The organism is Escherichia sp. E10V10, from assembly GCF_004211985.1.
Classification (GTDB): Bacteria; Pseudomonadota; Gammaproteobacteria; order Enterobacterales; family Enterobacteriaceae; genus Escherichia.
The window spans coordinates 132744-149884 of sequence record NZ_RHJO01000029.1 but is presented as its reverse complement, the minus strand read 5'-3'; the positions used below and the strand labels follow the sequence as shown (position 1 = coordinate 149884).

18 protein-coding genes are annotated in these 17141 nt (G+C 50.7%); 12 read left to right on the top strand and 6 right to left on the bottom strand.

The features are described 5' to 3' along the window. Positions 1 to 449: 449 nt before the first annotated feature. Positions 450 to 1895 (top strand): metalloprotease TldD, encoded by a 1446-nt coding sequence (gene tldD / locus D9736_RS21380; RefSeq protein WP_130204524.1) that lies wholly within the window; start codon positions 450 to 452, stop codon positions 1893 to 1895. Positions 1896 to 1974: 79 nt separating this feature from the next. On the opposite strand, the gene aaeR is transcribed toward tldD, so the two are convergent. Continuing rightward, on the bottom strand, positions 1975 to 2904 hold the full coding sequence (aaeR, locus tag D9736_RS21375; RefSeq protein ID WP_130204526.1) for an HTH-type transcriptional activator AaeR: 930 nt from the start codon (positions 2902 to 2904) through the stop codon (positions 1975 to 1977). 182 nt (positions 2905 to 3086) lie between these two features. Between aaeR and aaeX the strand changes: the two genes are divergently transcribed. From aaeX to D9736_RS21355, 4 genes are all read left to right on the top strand, one after another. Further along, positions 3087 to 3290 (top strand): p-hydroxybenzoic acid efflux pump operon protein AaeX, encoded by a 204-nt coding sequence (gene aaeX, locus D9736_RS21370; protein WP_000051841.1) that lies wholly within the window; start codon positions 3087 to 3089, stop codon positions 3288 to 3290. Between the two features lie 7 nt (positions 3291 to 3297). Further along, entirely contained in the window at positions 3298 to 4230 is a 933-nt protein-coding gene (gene aaeA, locus D9736_RS21365; protein WP_130223742.1) for a p-hydroxybenzoic acid efflux pump subunit AaeA, read from the top strand. A gap of 5 nt (positions 4231 to 4235) precedes the next feature. After that, positions 4236 to 6203, top strand: coding sequence for a p-hydroxybenzoic acid efflux pump subunit AaeB (aaeB, locus tag D9736_RS21360; RefSeq protein WP_130259118.1), 1968 nt, complete (start codon positions 4236 to 4238; stop codon positions 6201 to 6203). Positions 6204 to 6456: 253 nt separating this feature from the next. Then, a complete protein-coding gene (locus tag D9736_RS21355; protein ID WP_001028998.1) occupies positions 6457 to 6729 on the top strand; it encodes a barstar family protein in 273 nt (90 codons plus the stop codon). 55 nt (positions 6730 to 6784) lie between these two features. Here D9736_RS21355 and yhcN read toward each other — a convergent pair whose 3' ends face one another. Then, the gene (gene yhcN / locus D9736_RS21350; RefSeq protein ID WP_000695690.1) at positions 6785 to 7048 is read right to left on the bottom strand and encodes a peroxide/acid stress response protein YhcN; all 264 of its coding nucleotides are present in this window, start codon (positions 7046 to 7048) and stop codon (positions 6785 to 6787) included. A 366-nt stretch (positions 7049 to 7414) separates the two neighbouring features. Then, the gene (argR, locus tag D9736_RS21345; RefSeq protein ID WP_064529494.1) at positions 7415 to 7885 is read right to left on the bottom strand and encodes a transcriptional regulator ArgR; all 471 of its coding nucleotides are present in this window, start codon (positions 7883 to 7885) and stop codon (positions 7415 to 7417) included. 434 nt (positions 7886 to 8319) lie between these two features. Here argR and mdh point away from each other — a divergent pair, with 434 nt between their 5' ends. Continuing rightward, on the top strand, positions 8320 to 9258 hold the full coding sequence (gene mdh / locus D9736_RS21340) for a malate dehydrogenase (protein ID WP_130259117.1): 939 nt from the start codon (positions 8320 to 8322) through the stop codon (positions 9256 to 9258). Positions 9259 to 9320: 62 nt separating this feature from the next. Here the strand turns inward: mdh and degS are convergent, their stop codons facing one another. The 3 genes from degS to zapG all read right to left on the bottom strand — a co-directional run bounded on the left by degS (position 9321) and on the right by zapG (position 12398). Next, on the bottom strand, positions 9321 to 10388 hold the full coding sequence (degS, locus tag D9736_RS21335) for an outer membrane-stress sensor serine endopeptidase DegS (protein ID WP_064529496.1): 1068 nt from the start codon (positions 10386 to 10388) through the stop codon (positions 9321 to 9323). A gap of 89 nt (positions 10389 to 10477) precedes the next feature. Continuing rightward, entirely contained in the window at positions 10478 to 11845 is a 1368-nt protein-coding gene (degQ, locus tag D9736_RS21330) for a serine endoprotease DegQ (RefSeq protein WP_130219168.1), read from the bottom strand. 154 nt (positions 11846 to 11999) lie between these two features. Then, positions 12000 to 12398, bottom strand: coding sequence for a Z-ring associated protein ZapG (gene zapG / locus D9736_RS21320; RefSeq protein ID WP_010345273.1), 399 nt, complete (start codon positions 12396 to 12398; stop codon positions 12000 to 12002). Between the two features lie 193 nt (positions 12399 to 12591). Between zapG and zapE the strand changes: the two genes are divergently transcribed. The 6 genes from zapE (at position 12592) to sspB (ending at position 17136) form a co-directional block, all read left to right on the top strand. Then, entirely contained in the window at positions 12592 to 13719 is a 1128-nt protein-coding gene (zapE, locus tag D9736_RS21315; protein WP_130259116.1) for a cell division protein ZapE, read from the top strand. Positions 13720 to 13938: 219 nt separating this feature from the next. Continuing rightward, positions 13939 to 14367, top strand: coding sequence for a 50S ribosomal protein L13 (gene rplM / locus D9736_RS21310; protein ID WP_000847559.1), 429 nt, complete (start codon positions 13939 to 13941; stop codon positions 14365 to 14367). A 15-nt stretch (positions 14368 to 14382) separates the two neighbouring features. Beyond that, entirely contained in the window at positions 14383 to 14775 is a 393-nt protein-coding gene (gene rpsI, locus D9736_RS21305) for a 30S ribosomal protein S9 (protein WP_000829818.1), read from the top strand. A gap of 156 nt (positions 14776 to 14931) precedes the next feature. Next, complete coding sequence (locus D9736_RS21300; RefSeq protein ID WP_130223748.1) at positions 14932 to 15726, top strand: DUF695 domain-containing protein; 795 nt, start codon at positions 14932 to 14934, stop codon at positions 15724 to 15726. 268 nt (positions 15727 to 15994) lie between these two features. Next, complete coding sequence (gene sspA, locus D9736_RS21295; protein ID WP_000257293.1) at positions 15995 to 16633, top strand: stringent starvation protein SspA; 639 nt, start codon at positions 15995 to 15997, stop codon at positions 16631 to 16633. Between the two features lie 5 nt (positions 16634 to 16638). Continuing rightward, on the top strand, positions 16639 to 17136 hold the full coding sequence (sspB, locus tag D9736_RS21290; protein WP_064529500.1) for a ClpXP protease specificity-enhancing factor: 498 nt from the start codon (positions 16639 to 16641) through the stop codon (positions 17134 to 17136). Positions 17137 to 17141 lie beyond the last annotated feature (5 nt).

The window sequence follows — 17141 nt, the reverse complement described above, 5'->3', positions numbered from 1 at the left end:
GAACATAACCGTAGGCCGGATAAGGCGTTTACGCCGCATCCGGCAGCCGTTGCCTGATGCGATGCGTCTTATCAGGCCTACAAACCGGAACATAACCGTAGGTCGGATAAGGCGTTTACGCCGCATCCGGCAGCCGTTGCCTGATGCGACGCTGTGCGTCTTATCAGGCCTACAAACCGGAACATAACCGCAGGCCGGATAAGGCGTTTACGCCGCATCCGACAGCCGTTGCCTGATGCGATGCGTCTTATCAGGCCAACGAGCCGGAACATAACCGTAGGCCGGATAAGGCGTTCACGCCGCATCCGGCAGCCGTTGCCTGATGCGACGCTGTGCGTCTTATCAGGCCTACAAACCGGAACATAACCGCAGGTCGGATAAGGCGTTTACGCCGCATCCGGCAGCCGTAAAAAATCCTCTACCGAAGTAACTAACGAGTAACAAAAACGATGAGTCTGAACCTGGTAAGTGAACAATTGCTAGCGGCGAACGGCCTGAAACATCAGGATTTGTTCGCGATTCTCGGTCAACTGGCCGAACGTCGCCTCGATTACGGCGATCTCTATTTTCAGTCGAGCTATCACGAATCCTGGGTTTTAGAAGATCGCATTATCAAAGATGGTTCTTACAACATCGATCAGGGCGTTGGCGTGCGTGCAGTCAGCGGTGAAAAAACCGGTTTTGCTTACGCCGACCAAATCAGCCTGCTGGCCCTGGAACAGAGCGCACAAGCGGCGCGTACCATTGTCCGTGACAGTGGCGATGGCAAAGTACAGACGTTGGGCGCGGTAGAGCATAGCCCGCTGTATACCTCGCTTGATCCGCTGCAAAGCATGAGTCGCGAGGAGAAACTGGATATTTTACGTCGCGTCGATAAAGTTGCCCGTGAGGCCGACAAACGCGTACAGGAAGTGACTGCCAGCCTCAGTGGCGTCTATGAATTAATTCTGGTTGCGGCCACCGACGGCACCCTGGCGGCAGATGTGCGTCCACTGGTGCGCCTCTCAGTAAGCGTTCTGGTCGAAGAAGATGGTAAACGCGAACGCGGTGCCAGCGGCGGCGGCGGTCGTTTTGGTTATGAATTTTTCCTTGCCGATCTCGACGGTGAAGTCCGTGCGGATGCATGGGCGAAAGAAGCAGTGCGTATGGCGCTGGTCAATCTTTCTGCCGTTGCCGCGCCTGCGGGCACCATGCCGGTAGTACTTGGCGCAGGTTGGCCGGGCGTGCTGTTACATGAAGCGGTAGGTCACGGTCTGGAAGGCGACTTCAACCGCCGTGGCACTTCGGTCTTTAGTGGCCAGGTCGGCGAGCTGGTAGCATCTGAACTGTGTACGGTAGTGGATGATGGCACGATGGTTGATCGCCGTGGTTCGGTGGCGATTGATGACGAAGGTACGCCGGGTCAGTACAACGTGCTGATTGAAAATGGGATCCTGAAAGGTTACATGCAGGATAAACTCAACGCTCGCTTAATGGGTATGGCGCCGACCGGTAATGGTCGTCGTGAATCCTATGCTCACCTGCCCATGCCGCGTATGACCAACACCTACATGCTGCCAGGTAAATCGACGCCGCAGGAAATCATTGAATCCGTCGAGTATGGCATCTATGCGCCGAACTTCGGCGGCGGTCAGGTGGATATCACCTCCGGCAAATTTGTCTTCTCCACCTCAGAAGCGTATCTGATTGAAAACGGCAAAGTGACGAAACCGGTGAAAGGCGCAACGCTGATTGGTTCCGGTATCGAAACCATGCAGCAAATTTCGATGGTGGGCAACGACCTGAAACTGGATAACGGCGTGGGTGTCTGTGGTAAAGAAGGGCAGAGCTTGCCAGTTGGCGTGGGCCAGCCGACGCTTAAAGTCGACAACCTGACCGTTGGCGGTACCGCGTAATCTATCCAGGCCGGTAAGCGTCGCATCAGGCATTGGTTGCCGGATGCGGCGTAAACGCCTTATCCGGCACGCACATGAATTACTTCTCTTTCCCGCGCCCGTGCATCTCCTGAAACAACTTACCGACCTCGACAAAATAATCCGTCAGTGAGTTGATCACGACCTGCACCTTCAGTGGCAGCTTATCTTTTTCGGTATACAGTGCATAAACCGGGCGTGGATCCGACTGATAACGCGGCAGCAGGATCTCCAGCTCCCCACGATTGATCTCATTGATCACCCACATCAGCGGGACATACGCGATCCCAGCGCCTGCCGTTAACCAGCGCACCAGCGTCATTGGATCGTTAGTGACAAACCGTCCTTGTGGGATGAGGCGAGTCGAGATCCCTTCTGGCGCGATCAGTTCAAATTCATTGTCCGGACGCACGCTGTACTCAAGCCATGAATGGCTACTTAGATCGGCGGGTTTTTCCGGTACGCCATACTGTGTGAGATAGCTTTTAGCGGCGCACACCACCATCGGCATCGCCCCCAGACGGCGGGAAAATAGGCTGGAATCCTGCAACGCGCCGACGCGGATCACGACATCCAGGCCGTCGGCAATCAGGTCGGGTGCAGGAATTCCGGTAACCAGATTGACGCTTAAACCAGGGTACTCTTTCAACATTTTTGCCGTCAGCCCAGCGAGAACATTTTGAGCCATAGTTGAAGAACAGCCAATGCGCAGCGTCCCGATAGGCGTGTTATTGAAGGCATACAGTTGCTCATGGACATCCTGCACTTCATGGAGCATCCGACGGCAGCCCTGGTAGTAAATTCTACCTGCTTCGGTCAGGCCAATGCTGCGTGTGCTGCGGTTTAACAACTTTACCTGCAACTCATCTTCCAGTTTAGACACCGTCTGACTGATAGATGAAACGCTCATTTGAAGCTGTCGGGCGGCGGCGGTAAACGAACCAAATTCAACCACTTTGGCGAAAACCGACATGCGTTTTAGTCGTTCCATTATTCACTCTGACTTAAAAGTGATTTAGATCACATAATATAGATAACAGCATAACAGTTACGCTAATATATTAAATATCAATCTACAGCAATGTTGCTCTCGCCCGGCTTTCTATGCCCTTCTCTGCGGCGACAGATGCTGAAAATAATAACACCTGCTCTCTCTATACAACCAAGGTCAACATGAGTCTGTTTCCCGTTATCGTGGTGTTTGGGCTGTCCTTCCCACCGATATTTTTCGAATTGCTTTTATCACTGGCGATTTTCTGGCTGGTGCGCCGGGTCCTTGTGCCAACAGGTATCTACGACTTCGTCTGGCATCCGGCGCTGTTCAACACCGCGCTCTATTGCTGTTTGTTTTATTTGATATCGCGACTGTTCGTTTGAGGTTGAAGTGAAAACACTAATAAGAAAATTCTCCCGTACGGCCATCACGGTCGTATTAGTCATTCTGGCCTTCATCGCAATTTTTAATGCCTGGGTCTATTACACCGAATCTCCGTGGACGCGTGACGCGCGCTTTAGCGCCGATGTGGTCGCGATTGCGCCGGATGTCTCCGGACTCATCACCCAAGTGAATGTTCATGATAACCAGCTGGTTAAAAAAGGACAGGTACTGTTCACCATCGACCAGCCACGCTACCAAAAGGCCCTCGAAGAAGCGGAAGCTGATGTTGCCTATTATCAGGTACTGGCGCAGGAAAAACGTCAGGAAGCTGGACGTCGCAACCGTCTCGGCATACAGGCGATGTCTCGCGAAGAGATAGACCAGGCCAATAACGTGCTGCAAACGGTCCTGCATCAGTTAGCGAAAGCTCAGGCAACCCGCGATCTGGCAAAACTGGATCTTGAACGTACCGTGATCCGCGCACCAGCAGATGGCTGGGTAACCAACCTCAACGTCTATACCGGTGAATTTATTACGCGTGGTTCAACGGCTGTAGCGCTGGTGAAACAGAACTCCTTCTATGTGCTGGCCTATATGGAAGAAACCAAGCTGGAAGGGGTACGTTCTGGGTATCGCGCAGAAATCACGCCGCTTGGTAGCAATAAAGTGCTGAAAGGGACTGTCGATAGTGTTGCCGCTGGGGTCACTAACGCCAGCAGTACGCGTGACGACAAAGGGATGGCGACCATCGATTCCAACCTTGAATGGGTGCGTCTGGCGCAACGTGTCCCGGTACGTATTCGTCTCGACAACCAGCAAGATAACATCTGGCCTGCGGGGACTACCGCTACTGTGGTGGTTACGGGTAAACAAGATCGCGATGAAAGCCAGGATTCGTTCTTCCGTAAAATGGCCCATCGCCTGCGTGAGTTTGGTTAATCACGATGGGTATTTTCTCCATTGCTAACCAACATATTCGCTTCGCGGTAAAACTGGCGACCGCCATTGTGCTGGCGCTGTTTGTTGGCTTTCATTTTCAGCTTGAAACACCACGCTGGGCTGTTCTGACCGCGGCGATTGTTGCCGCCGGTCCTGCCTTTGCCGCCGGTGGCGAACCGTACTCTGGCGCCATCCGCTATCGCGGTTTTTTACGCATCATCGGTACATTTATCGGTTGTATTGCCGGGTTGGTGATCATTATTGCGATGATCCGTGCGCCATTGTTGATGATTCTGGTGTGCTGTATCTGGGCCGGTTTTTGTACCTGGCTCTCCTCGCTGGTACGAGTAGAGAACTCCTATGCGTGGGGGCTTGCCGGTTATACAGCGCTGATCATTGTGATCACCATTCAGCCAGAACCGCTGCTGACGCCGCAGTTTGCCGTTGAACGTTGTAGTGAAATCGTCATTGGTATTGTGTGTGCTATTGTGGCGGATCTGCTCTTTTCTCCACGATCGATCAAACAAGAAGTGGATCGAGAGCTGGAAAGTTTGCTGGTGGCGCAATATCAACTAATGCAATTATGCATCAAACATGGTGATGGCGAGATTGTTGATAAGGCCTGGGGCGACCTGGTTCGCCGCACCACGGCGCTGCAAGGGATGCGTAGCAATCTGAACATGGAATCTTCCCGCTGGGCGCGTGCCAATCGGCGTTTAAAAGCGATCAACACGCTGTCGCTGACGCTGGTAACCCAGTCCTGCGAAACTTATCTCATTCAGAACTCGCGCCCGGAGTTGATCACTGATACCTTCCGCGAATTTTTTGACACGCCGGTAGAAACTGCGCAGGACGTCCATAAGCAGCTAAAACGCCTGCGGCGAGTGATTGCCTGGACCGGGGAACGTGAAACACCCATCACTATTTATAGCTGGGTTGCGGCGGCAACGCGTTATCAGTTGCTCAAGCGAGGCGTTATCAGTAACACCAAAATTAACGCCACTGAAGAAGAGATCCTGCAAGGCGAGCCGGAAGTAAAAGTAGAATCCGCCGAGCGTCATCATGCAATGGTCAACTTCTGGCGTACCACGCTGTCCTGCATGCTGGGGACTTTGTTCTGGCTGTGGACCGGATGGACCTCCGGCAGTGGCGCAATGGTGATGATTGCCGTCGTAACGTCGCTGGCAATGCGTTTACCTAATCCACGCATGGTGGCGATCGACTTTATCTACGGCACGGTAGCGGCGCTACCGTTAGGACTGCTCTATTTTTTGGTGATTATCCCCAATACCCAACAGAGTATGTTGCTGCTGTGCCTTAGCCTGGCGGTGCTGGGATTTTTCCTTGGTATTGAAGTGCAGAAACGGCGGTTGGGATCGATGGGCGCGCTGGCCAGTACGATTAATATTATCGTGTTGGATAACCCGATGACCTTTCAGTTCAGTCAGTTTCTCGATAGCGCGCTGGGGCAAATCGTGGGCTGTGTGCTGGCGTTCATCGTCATTCTACTGGTGCGGGATAAATCGCGCGACAGGACAGGACGCGTGCTGCTTAATCAGTTTGTTTCTGCCGCTGTTTCCGCGATGACCACCAATGTCGCCCGGCGTAAAGAGAACCATCTGCCAGCGCTTTATCAGCAGTTGTTTTTGCTGATGAATAAATTTCCCGGCGATTTGCCGAAGTTTCGCCTGGCGTTAACGATGATTATCGCTCACCAGCGATTGCGTGATGCGCCGATACCCGTGAACGATGATTTATCGGCATTTCACCGACAAATGCGCCGCACAGCGGACCACGTGATTTCTGCCCGCAGCGATGACAAACGCCGTCGTTACTTCGGTCAGTTGCTGGAAGAACTGGATATCTACCAGGAAAAACTACGCATCTGGCAAGCGCCGCCGCAGGTCACGGAACCGGTGCATCGGCTTACCGGTATGCTGCATAAATACCAGCACGCGCTAACCGATAATTAAGTCAAAGCCGACGCCAAAAGGTGTCGGTTGAGATTGCTGACATACTCCAAATTGTCTGATGCGCTACGCTTATCAGGCCTATATTGAATTTGCCCCCCCCTGGTAGGCCGAATAAGGCGTTCACGCCGCATCCGGCATGAACAAAGTGCACTTTGTCAGTAATCAGAAACCGATGCCAAAAGCGTCGGTTTTTTCATGTCTATACTTAGCGATGAACGGCAGAACTCGCCGCGAAACGTGACGGTGGCAACAGATGAATATCTATAGCTTTGATTTTGATGAGATTGAGAGTCAGGAGGACTTTTATCGCGACTTTCGCCAAACCTTTGGTCTGGCGAAAGATAAAGTGCGCGATCTCGACTCACTGTGGGATGTATTAATGAACGATGTTCTGCCGCTACCGCTGGAGATCGAATTTGTTCATCTGGGAGAAAAAACGCGTCGGCGTTTTGGCGCGTTAATATTGCTGTTTGATGAGGCGGAGGAAGAGCTGGAAGGGCATTTGCGTTTCAATGTTCGTCACTAGCGCAAAAAAAAGCCCCCAAACCGGGGGCAATGTCGTCGGACAAGACGATGAGGGTTTATTTGTACAGTTCAGCTGTGGCGTGCCAGGTATCGCCGCTACGCGCTTCGGTAATCTGGTAAGCAGTCGCGCCTTTCTCTTCCGCTTTTTTGTTCAGCATTTCACGCATATCCATTGGAGAAGATGCTACACCGCTGACGGACACGGTGCCGATGGCTTCACGATTTTGTGCTTGTGCAGCATCAATGGAATCGGCAGCGAAAGCACCGAAAGAGAGAACAGAGAGCACACTTAATGCAGCAACAGTGGTTTTGATTTTCATGATTTTTACCTCGACATAATCTTTTAGCTGGGCCTTTGTTTCGTGACCCATATCACAAAATTAAGTATACACTAATTATTGAGCTAATTAATACCACGCTAACTGTTTCTATTGAGGGAGAATTGTTAAAAAGATTAATTTTTATAACAAAAGTGAATTAAAAATACGGGCGTTTAGTGGAAATAACATTTATTTCAATAAGATATGTGTTTTTTGCAAAATGTGCGTTTTTTGCTCTGTGTATTCGTTGTGTGAATGTTTTGTCGCTATAAAACGCACTATTCGTTAAATGAATGGCAGGGGAAAGCAGGGCGATGAATGGAGAATGCAATATTTTCCCCGCCGCCAGAAGCGACGGGGCAGAGATTAAAGCTCCTGGTCGAACAGCTCTAAAATCGCTTCGTACAGGTCTTTGACGGTGAAACCTTTAGCAGGGGTGGTAAAGATGGTGTCATCACCTGCGATGGTGCCAAGAATACCTTCTGCTTTGCCCAGAGAGTCCAGCAGACGCGCAATCAACTGCGCCGCGCCAGGACTGGTATGTATTACAACAACAGCGTCGTTGTAGTCGATATCCAGCACCAGATTCTTCAACGGACTGGAGGTGGTTGGTACGCCCAGTTCAGCTGGCAGGCAGTAAACCATTTCCATCTTTGCATTGCGGGTACGTACAGCACCAAATTTGGTCAACATCCGCGAGACTTTAGACTGATTAATATTGTCAAAGCCTTGCTCCTGCAATGCGGCGACGATTTCGCCCTGGGAGCTAAATTTCTCTTCTTTAAGTAACGCTTTAAACGCTTTAACTAATTCTTCTTGCTTAGACGAGCTTCGCATAAGTCACCCGATATGGTGGTTGATACAACATTATTGTGCATACAGATGAATTTTTATGCAAACAGTCTGCCCTGGAGAAGGCTGAAATAATGTTATGAAAGAGCGGGATTTTATCAAATTTCGTGATTGAGAAACATGCCTGCGTCACGGCGCGCAAATTCTGCTTAAAAGTAAATTAATTGTTATCAAATTGATGTTGTTTTGGCTGAACGGTAGGGTATATTGTCACCACCTGTTGGAATGTTGCTCTGATGCATAAGCGGCTGTTAATTACGTAAGTTAGGTTCCTGATTACGTCAATTAAATGCATAAACGCCAAATTTGCGTGACTACACATTCTTGAGAAGTGGTCATTGTAAACTGTTAATTTGTGGATTAAGGTCGCGGCAGCGGAGCAACATATCTTAGTTTATCAATATAATAAGGAGTTTAGGATGAAAGTCGCAGTCCTCGGCGCTGCTGGCGGTATTGGCCAGGCGCTTGCATTACTGTTAAAAACCCAACTGCCTTCAGGTTCAGAACTCTCCCTGTATGATATCGCTCCAGTCACTCCCGGTGTGGCCGTCGACCTGAGCCATATCCCTACTGCTGTGAAAATCAAAGGTTTTTCTGGTGAAGATGCGACCCCTGCGTTGGAAGGCGCTGATGTGGTTCTAATCTCCGCAGGTGTAGCGCGTAAACCAGGGATGGATCGTTCCGACCTGTTTAACGTTAACGCCGGTATCGTGAAGAATCTGGTACAGCAAATTGCGACAACCTGCCCGAAAGCGTGCATCGGTATCATTACAAACCCGGTAAACACCACGGTAGCAATCGCTGCGGAAGTGCTGAAAAAAGCGGGGGTGTATGACAAGAACAAACTGTTTGGCGTCACCACGCTGGATATCATTCGTTCTAATACGTTTGTCGCTGAACTGAAAGGCAAACAGCCGGGTGAAGTTGAAGTTCCGGTTATTGGCGGTCACTCTGGCGTTACCATTCTGCCGCTGCTGTTTCAAGTTCCTGGCGTAAGCTTTACCGAGCAGGAAGTTGCTGATCTGACCAAACGTATCCAGAACGCGGGTACGGAAGTGGTTGAAGCGAAAGCCGGTGGCGGGTCTGCAACCCTGTCCATGGGCCAGGCAGCTGCACGCTTCGGCCTGTCTCTGGTTCGTGCGTTGCAAGGCGAAAAAGGTGTCGTTGAATGTGCCTACGTTGAAGGTGACGGCCAGTATGCTCGTTTCTTCTCTCAACCGCTTCTGCTGGGTAAAAATGGCGTAGAAGAGCGTAAATCCATCGGTACTCTGAGCGCATTTGAACAGAACGCGCTGGAAGGAATGCTGGATACGCTGAAGAAAGATATCGCCCTGGGCGAAGAGTTCGTTAATAAGTAATTGATTAACGAATAATAAAAAACCGGAGCAACGTCTCCGGTTTTTTTTTTTGAGCGCACGACTTAATTGGTCGCTGGATATTCCTGAATAGTGACCTGCAATGTCAGTTTTTTATCGTCACGCATCACCACCACCGGAATCACCGAACCTGGTCGAATTTCTGCCACTTGATCCATTGTCTCCAGAGCGGAGATTGCAGGTTTGTTGTCCACCGAGATAATCAGATCGTTGACCTGGATACCGGCATTAGCCGCCGGGCCATCAGGTGACACTTCATTAACCACAATCCCTTGCAGTTGATCGATACCACCACCTTGCGCGTGTAATGGTGCGATTTCGCGGCCGCCAATACCGATATAGCCACGAATAACACGTCCATCGCGGATTAGCTTATCCATAATTTTGGTTGCCAACTGGAAGGGAATGGCAAAACCGATGCCTTCTGGAGTTTCGCCATCGTTACTCTTATCAAACGACAGTGTGTTGATGCCCATCAGTTCGCCCAGCGAGTTCACCAGTGCACCGCCGGAGTTGCCGTGGTTAATGGATGCATCGGTTTGCAGAAAGTTTTGCCGCCCGGTCGGGTTCAGGCCGATGCGACCCGTGGCGCTGATAATCCCCTGGGTAATGGTTTGCCCGAGGTTGTACGGGTTACCGATCGCCAGCACTACATCGCCAATGTGCGGTATGCGACGAGAATTGATTGGAATGGTGGGTAAACCGCCAGTGGCATTAATTTTGAGCACCGCCAGATCGGTCAGTGAATCAGAGCCAACCAGCAACGCTTCAAAAACACGACCATCCTGTAAGGCGACGATGATCTGATCGGCGTCGTTGATTACATGTTTATTGGTAATGATATAACCACGTTGATCCATGATCACACCTGACCCTAGCGTACGGATCTCAAGCTGGTTGTGTGAGGATGTGTTCAAACCACGGTTATAGACATTTACCACAGCTGGCGCGGCGCGGCGGACCGCCAGATTATAACTGGCAGGCGTCTCGTCAGCACTGTCGAATTGCGGTGTGGAAAGCGGGTTAATGCTGCGCAGCGAAGGCATGGCAACCAGCAAAATAGCGCCGACAATTAATCCAATCGCAACGGATCGTAAGAGCTTCACAAACATGATGGAGGCGTCATTAAAAAAGGGAACGGCAGCAGCATATCACGAGTTAACCGGACATCACACGTCAGCCTGATGCCCGGTTTATGACATTAACGCATTAGCAGGTAAATGCTCTCATTACCGCGCATGATTTGCAGGGCAATAATTGCCGGTTTGGTTGCCAGTACTTTGCGCATCTCAGCAATCGAGTTCACCCGATTGCGGTTCACGCCAATAATTACATCATCTTTCTGTAAACCTGCCTGAGCGGCGGGGCTGTCTTTGACAACTTCGTCGATCTTAATGCCTTTTCCGCCATCTTTTAGCTGACTGTCACTCAACGTTGCGCCTTCCAGCGCCGGTGTAATCATCTCTGCACTGGCTGAAGAAGATGTGCTGGTATCAAGCGTCACTTCCACTTCCTGCGGCTTGCCGTTACGTAACAGACCAAGCTTCACTTTAGTACCAGGTTCAGTGGTGGCGATGCGGGAACGCAACTCGGCGAAGCTATTGAGCGGTTTGCCGTTGAGGCTGGTAATAATATCGCCTGCTTTCACGCCCGCTTTCGCCGAGCCAGAACCAGGCAGAACTTCACTGACAAACGCGCCACGTTGCACATCTAAATTAAACGCTTTGGCGATATCGGCACTCATCTCGGTACCTTTAATGCCTAACAGACCGCGTTTAATTTCACCAAAGTCGATAAGTTGCTGCGCCAGGGTACGCGCCATATTGCTGGGGATAGCAAAACCAATCCCGACGCTACCGCCGCCAGGGGCAAGAATTGCGGTGTTAATACCAATCAACTCGCCGTTAAGGTTTAACAGCGCACCGCCGGAGTTACCCCGGTTAATGGAAGCATCGGTCTGGATAAAGTTTTCCAGACCTTCGAGATTTAACCCGCTGCGACCTAATGCGGAAACAATGCCTGAAGTCGCGGTTTGCCCAAGGCCAAACGGGTTACCGACAGCGACGGCAAAATCACCGACGCGCAGTTTGTCGGAGTCGGCAATGGCGATTTGCGTTAATTTGCTCGGATTCTGAATTTGTAGCAGGGCGATATCGCTCTGGTCGTCGCTGCCAATCAACTTCGCATCAAACTCGCGTCCGTCATTGAGCTGAATACTGATTTTCTGTGCCTGATTGATGACGTGATTGTTGGTCAGCACATAACCTTTATTGGCATTGATGATGACACCGGAGCCTAAACCTTCAAAGGGTTGCGCAGGTTGATCCGGTAAATCATCGCCAAAAAATTTTTTGAATTCTTCCGGGATTTTCTGTTCCTGGCTGGCAGTCCCTTCAACTCGCACGCTTACCACCGCGGGAAGCACTTTTTCCAGCATCGGGGCCAGGCTGGGCAATGGCGCCTGACCGGCAACCTGGCCGGGAATCGACGCGACAGCCTGAAACGGCGCCGAGAGAGTTAACCCGACACTTAACGCTAATGCACTCAACAGCTGGGTTTGTTTTTTCATTATTCCTGCTCTCGTACCTGAATGATAAGAAAAAGAGATTCAAAACAGTTTGATGTTATTGAATTTTCAGACGGCTAACAATGAGACACCAGATTAAATGATAGTCGGGGAGGGAGAGAAGAGGAGGGCGCAATGGCTGCGCCCGCAAAATAAATTAGTCGCGCTTTGCGCCAGTGCGCAGCAGGCCAGATGCGCCTTCAGAATAGTCACGCGGCATCTGCACCGGTGCCTGATCGTTGCTGGCTTCAGACTCAGCCAGACGATTACGGAACGGGTTTGCTTCTGCGGACAGTTCCGGCAGCAGGCTGCTGGAGCTTTTCGCCATGTGTTGATACAACTGGCGATAGTCATGCGCCATGGTATCCAGTAATTCCGCGCTGCGGGCAAAGTGGTTAACCAACTCTTCGCGATACTCGTCCAGTTCAGCTTTATTTTTTTCCAGTTCGTACTGCAACGCCTGTTGCTGGCGTAGTTTACGATTACCAAAACGCATGGCCACAGCACCAATAATGATGCCGACGACTAACCCAATTAGCGCATATTCCCAGGTCATGAACATCTCCCGTTGTCTTTTGTTTCCGTAGGGTGTTGGCTTCAGGCTCCATGCCTGCGGCTGATTATGCCACTATAACCGTTAATTCCACAGAAGTGGAATCCCGACTGCATATCGCGTAGTGTAGAACGGCCTTTTTTTCGCCAACCGTGAACAACGGCACACCGATTATTCAAGGAATAACAAGAACATCATGCAAAGCGTTACCCCGACATCGCAATACCTGAAGGCGCTCAATGAGGGCAGCCATCAACCTGACGACGTACAAAAAGAGGCCGTCAGTCGGCTGGAGATTATCTACCAGGAATTAATCAACAGCACGCCGCCCACAGCGAGGGCGAGTGGGTTAATGGCGCGAGTCGGTAAACTGTGGGGTAAGCGCGAAGAGGCAAGCAGTACGCCGGTGCGTGGCTTATATATGTGGGGCGGTGTAGGACGCGGGAAAACCTGGCTGATGGACCTTTTCTATCAAAGCTTGCCGGGTGAGCGGAAACAGCGCCTGCACTTTCACCGTTTTATGCTGCGCGTGCATGAAGAACTGACTGCATTACAGGGGCAGACTGACCCGCTGGAAATTATTGCCGATCGCTTCAAAGCAGAAACCGATGTCCTCTGTTTTGATGAATTTTTTGTTTCGGATATTACCGATGCCATGTTGCTTGGCGGTTTAATGAAAGCCCTGTTCGCTCGCGGAATAACGCTGGTCGCAACGTCAAATATTCCACCTGATGAGCTTTATCGTAATGGCCTGCAACGAGCGCGTTTTCTGCCGGCTATCGACGCCATTAAACAGTATTGCGATGTAATGAATGTCGATGCAGGCGTCGATTATCGACTACGAACGCTTACCCAGGCGCATTTATGGTTGTCGCCGCTCAATGATGAAACCCGTGCGCAAATGGATAAACTTTGGTTGGTGCTGGCGGGGGCGAAACGCGAAAATTCACCGACGTTAGAAATTAACCATCGACCGCTGGCGACAATGGGCGTTGAGAATCAGACGCTTGCCGTCTCTTTTACCACCTTGTGTGTCGATGCCCGCAGCCAGCATGACTATATAGCGCTCTCACGCCTGTTTCACACAGTGATGTTGTTTGATGTGCCAGTCATGACGCGGTTGATGGAGAGCGAAGCGCGACGTTTTATTGCGCTGGTGGATGAGTTTTACGAGCGCCATGTCAAATTAGTGGTGAGCGCAGAAGTGTCTTTGTATGAAATTTATCAGGGCGAGCGGCTGAAGTTTGAGTTCCAGCGTTGCCTGTCACGTCTACAAGAGATGCAGAGCGAAGAGTATTTGAAGCGCGAGCATTTGGCGGGGTAAAACCTGCCATAAATCACAAAAAGGGGTCGATCTTTGACCCCGACTTCTCTATAATCCTGCGACCCCACGTTACAAGAAAGTTTTTTTTCCCGAAACTTTTTGTGTGCTGGCATAGGCTATTCGAAGGGGTAGGTTTGCCGGACTTTGTCGTGTGAACCTCAACAATTGAAGACGTTTGGGTGTTCACCAACGTGTAACTATTTATTGGGTAAGCTTTTAATGAAAACTTTTACAGCTAAACCAGAAACCGTAAAACGCGACTGGTATGTTGTTGACGCGACCGGTAAAACTCTGGGCCGTCTGGCTACTGAACTGGCTCGTCGCCTGCGCGGTAAGCACAAAGCGGAATACACTCCGCACGTAGATACCGGTGATTACATCATCGTTCTGAACGCTGACAAAGTTGCTGTAACCGGCAACAAGCGTACTGACAAAGTGTACTATCACCACACCGGTCACATCGGTGGTATCAAACAAGCGACCTTTGAAGAGATGATTGCTCGCCGTCCTGAGCGTGTGATTGAAATCGCGGTTAAAGGCATGTTGCCAAAAGGCCCGCTGGGTCGTGCTATGTTCCGTAAACTGAAAGTTTACGCGGGTAACGAGCACAACCACGCGGCACAGCAACCGCAAGTTCTTGACATCTAATCGGGATTATAGGCAATGGCTGAAAATCAATACTACGGCACTGGTCGCCGCAAAAGTTCCGCAGCTCGCGTTTTCATCAAACCGGGCAACGGTAAAATCGTTATCAACCAACGTTCTCTGGAACAGTACTTCGGTCGTGAAACTGCCCGCATGGTAGTTCGTCAGCCGCTGGAACTGGTCGACATGGTTGAGAAACTGGATCTGTACATCACTGTTAAAGGTGGTGGTATCTCTGGTCAGGCTGGTGCGATCCGTCACGGTATCACCCGCGCTCTGATGGAGTACGACGAATCCCTGCGTTCTGAACTGCGTAAAGCTGGCTTCGTTACTCGTGACGCTCGTCAGGTTGAACGTAAGAAAGTCGGTCTGCGTAAAGCACGTCGTCGTCCGCAGTTCTCCAAACGTTAATTGCTTTCTGCTTCGGCAGAATACAATTTGCGAAAAAAACCCGCTTCGGCGGGTTTTTTTATGGCTAAAGTCCGATTCCAGCCTCTTTTCCCTCTCTCTTCAGCATTATTCTCTTTTTAATAGTATTTTCCACGTACTGTAGAAAAGGATATCGCGATGGGATTATTTAATGCATTGTTTAACAAGAAAGAATCTTTAACGTTGTCGAATAAATGGGAGTTCTTTATTACAACAGTGGATGACCATGTCACGGGCATACGTGTTGATATCGGCGCCATTCAGGACGAAAGATTTGATCGACTTAACCACACCTGGTTCTTTCGTGTGCGTTATACCCATTGTTATGAAAACGGTTTACCGCAGCCTGATGAAACACAACGTTTAAATCGTATCGAGGACTGGCTTGAGGAGAGGGGCAAGGCATTACCGATTTGGTTGGTGGGGGTGGTAACACAAGAAGGCTGGCGCGATTTTGTTTTCCAGTCGGAAAAAGAACTGGACTGGGAAAGAACGCTGGATAAATTGCTCGCGGGTGGCCCAGAAGTCTCTTGCAGCTATAGTATGAGTAAAAACGATAACGGAAATTACTATCGCCAGTTCCTGTACCCGTCGAAATATGACTGGAACTGGATACACGATTCCCGCGTATGCCGTGGGCTGCTGGAACATGGTGACGATTTGACTCTTCCACGCACCATTGATTACTACGCGACATTGCCGACAGAAGCTGCTGCACGCGCCTTTGCGGAGGACGTGACGAAATTGCCATATGGCATTACGCTGGTGAGCATTCGGATGAACGACCAACAACCAGGGTATATGGCGTCATTTACTAACACTGATGCTCCTGAACAATGGCATATGACCGAGATTACATGCCAGCTTACCGATTTGGCTGAAAAGCATGGCGGTAGTTTTGATGGCTGGGGCGCACCGATAGCAACGGCGTAAAAGAGGTAAACAACATTTCTGGTGGGGATTAAGTCAAGCATTTCAGACTAAGGAACATCTCTTTTTCCCCATTTCCGGCATCGACTCACCACAAAGGTCGCAAAATCTGGTAAACTATCATCCAATTTTCTGCCCAAATGTCGGGTATTGCTCATTTTTTGTTTGTTTTTCGAACAAAGAGAGTCGTTCCTTACTGGGTAACACAACTTCTGACTGGCCACCTGGTGGCTGGTAGCAGTAAAAATTCTGACTATACCTGGAGGTTTTCATGGCTGTCGCTGCCAACAAACGTTCGGTAATGACGCTGTTTTCCGGTCCTACTGACATCTATAGCCATCAGGTCCGCATCGTGCTGGCTGAAAAAGGTGTAAGTTTCGAGATCGAACACGTGGAAAAGGACAATCCGCCTCAGGATCTGATTGACCTCAACCCGAATCAGAGCGTTCCGACCCTGGTGGATCGTGAGCTGACCCTGTGGGAATCTCGCATCATTATGGAATACCTGGATGAGCGTTTCCCGCATCCGCCACTGATGCCTGTTTACCCGGTAGCTCGCGGTGAAAGCCGCCTGTACATGCACCGCATCGAAAAAGACTGGTACACGCTGATGAACACCATCATCAACGGTTCAGCCTCTGAAGCGGATGCCGCACGTAAGCAACTGCGCGAAGAACTGCTGGCGATTGCGCCGGTCTTCGGTCAGAAGCCGTACTTCCTGAGCGATGAGTTCAGCCTGGTCGATTGCTACCTTGCTCCGCTGCTGTGGCGTCTGCCGCAACTGGGCATCGAGTTCAGCGGCCCGGGTGCGAAAGAGCTGAAAGGCTATATGACCCGCGTCTTTGAGCGTGACTCTTTCCTTGCTTCCTTAACCGAAGCTGAACGTGAAATGCGTCTGGGCCGGAGTTAATCTGTATGGATTTGTCACAGCTAACACCACGTCGTCCCTATCTGCTGCGTGCATTCTATGAGTGGTTGCTGGATAACCAGCTCACGCCGCACCTGGTGGTGGATGTGACGCTCCCTGGCGTGCAGGTTCCTATGGAATATGCACGTGACGGGCAAATCGTACTCAACATTGCTCCGCGTGCGGTCGGCAACCTGGAACTGGCGAATGATGAAGTGCGCTTTAACGCGCGCTTTGGCGGTATCCCGCGGCAAGTTTCAGTACCGCTGGCTGCTGTGCTGGCTATCTACGCCCGTGAAAATGGCGCAGGCACAATGTTCGAGCCTGAAGCTGCCTACGACGAAGATGCCAGCATCATGAATGATGAAGATGTATCGGCAGATAATGAAACCGTTATGTCGGTCATTGATGGCGATAAGCCAGATCGCGATGATGATAATCATCCTGATGATGAACCGCCGCAACCGCCACGTGGTGGTCGCCCGGCATTACGTGTTGTGAAGTAAAACAA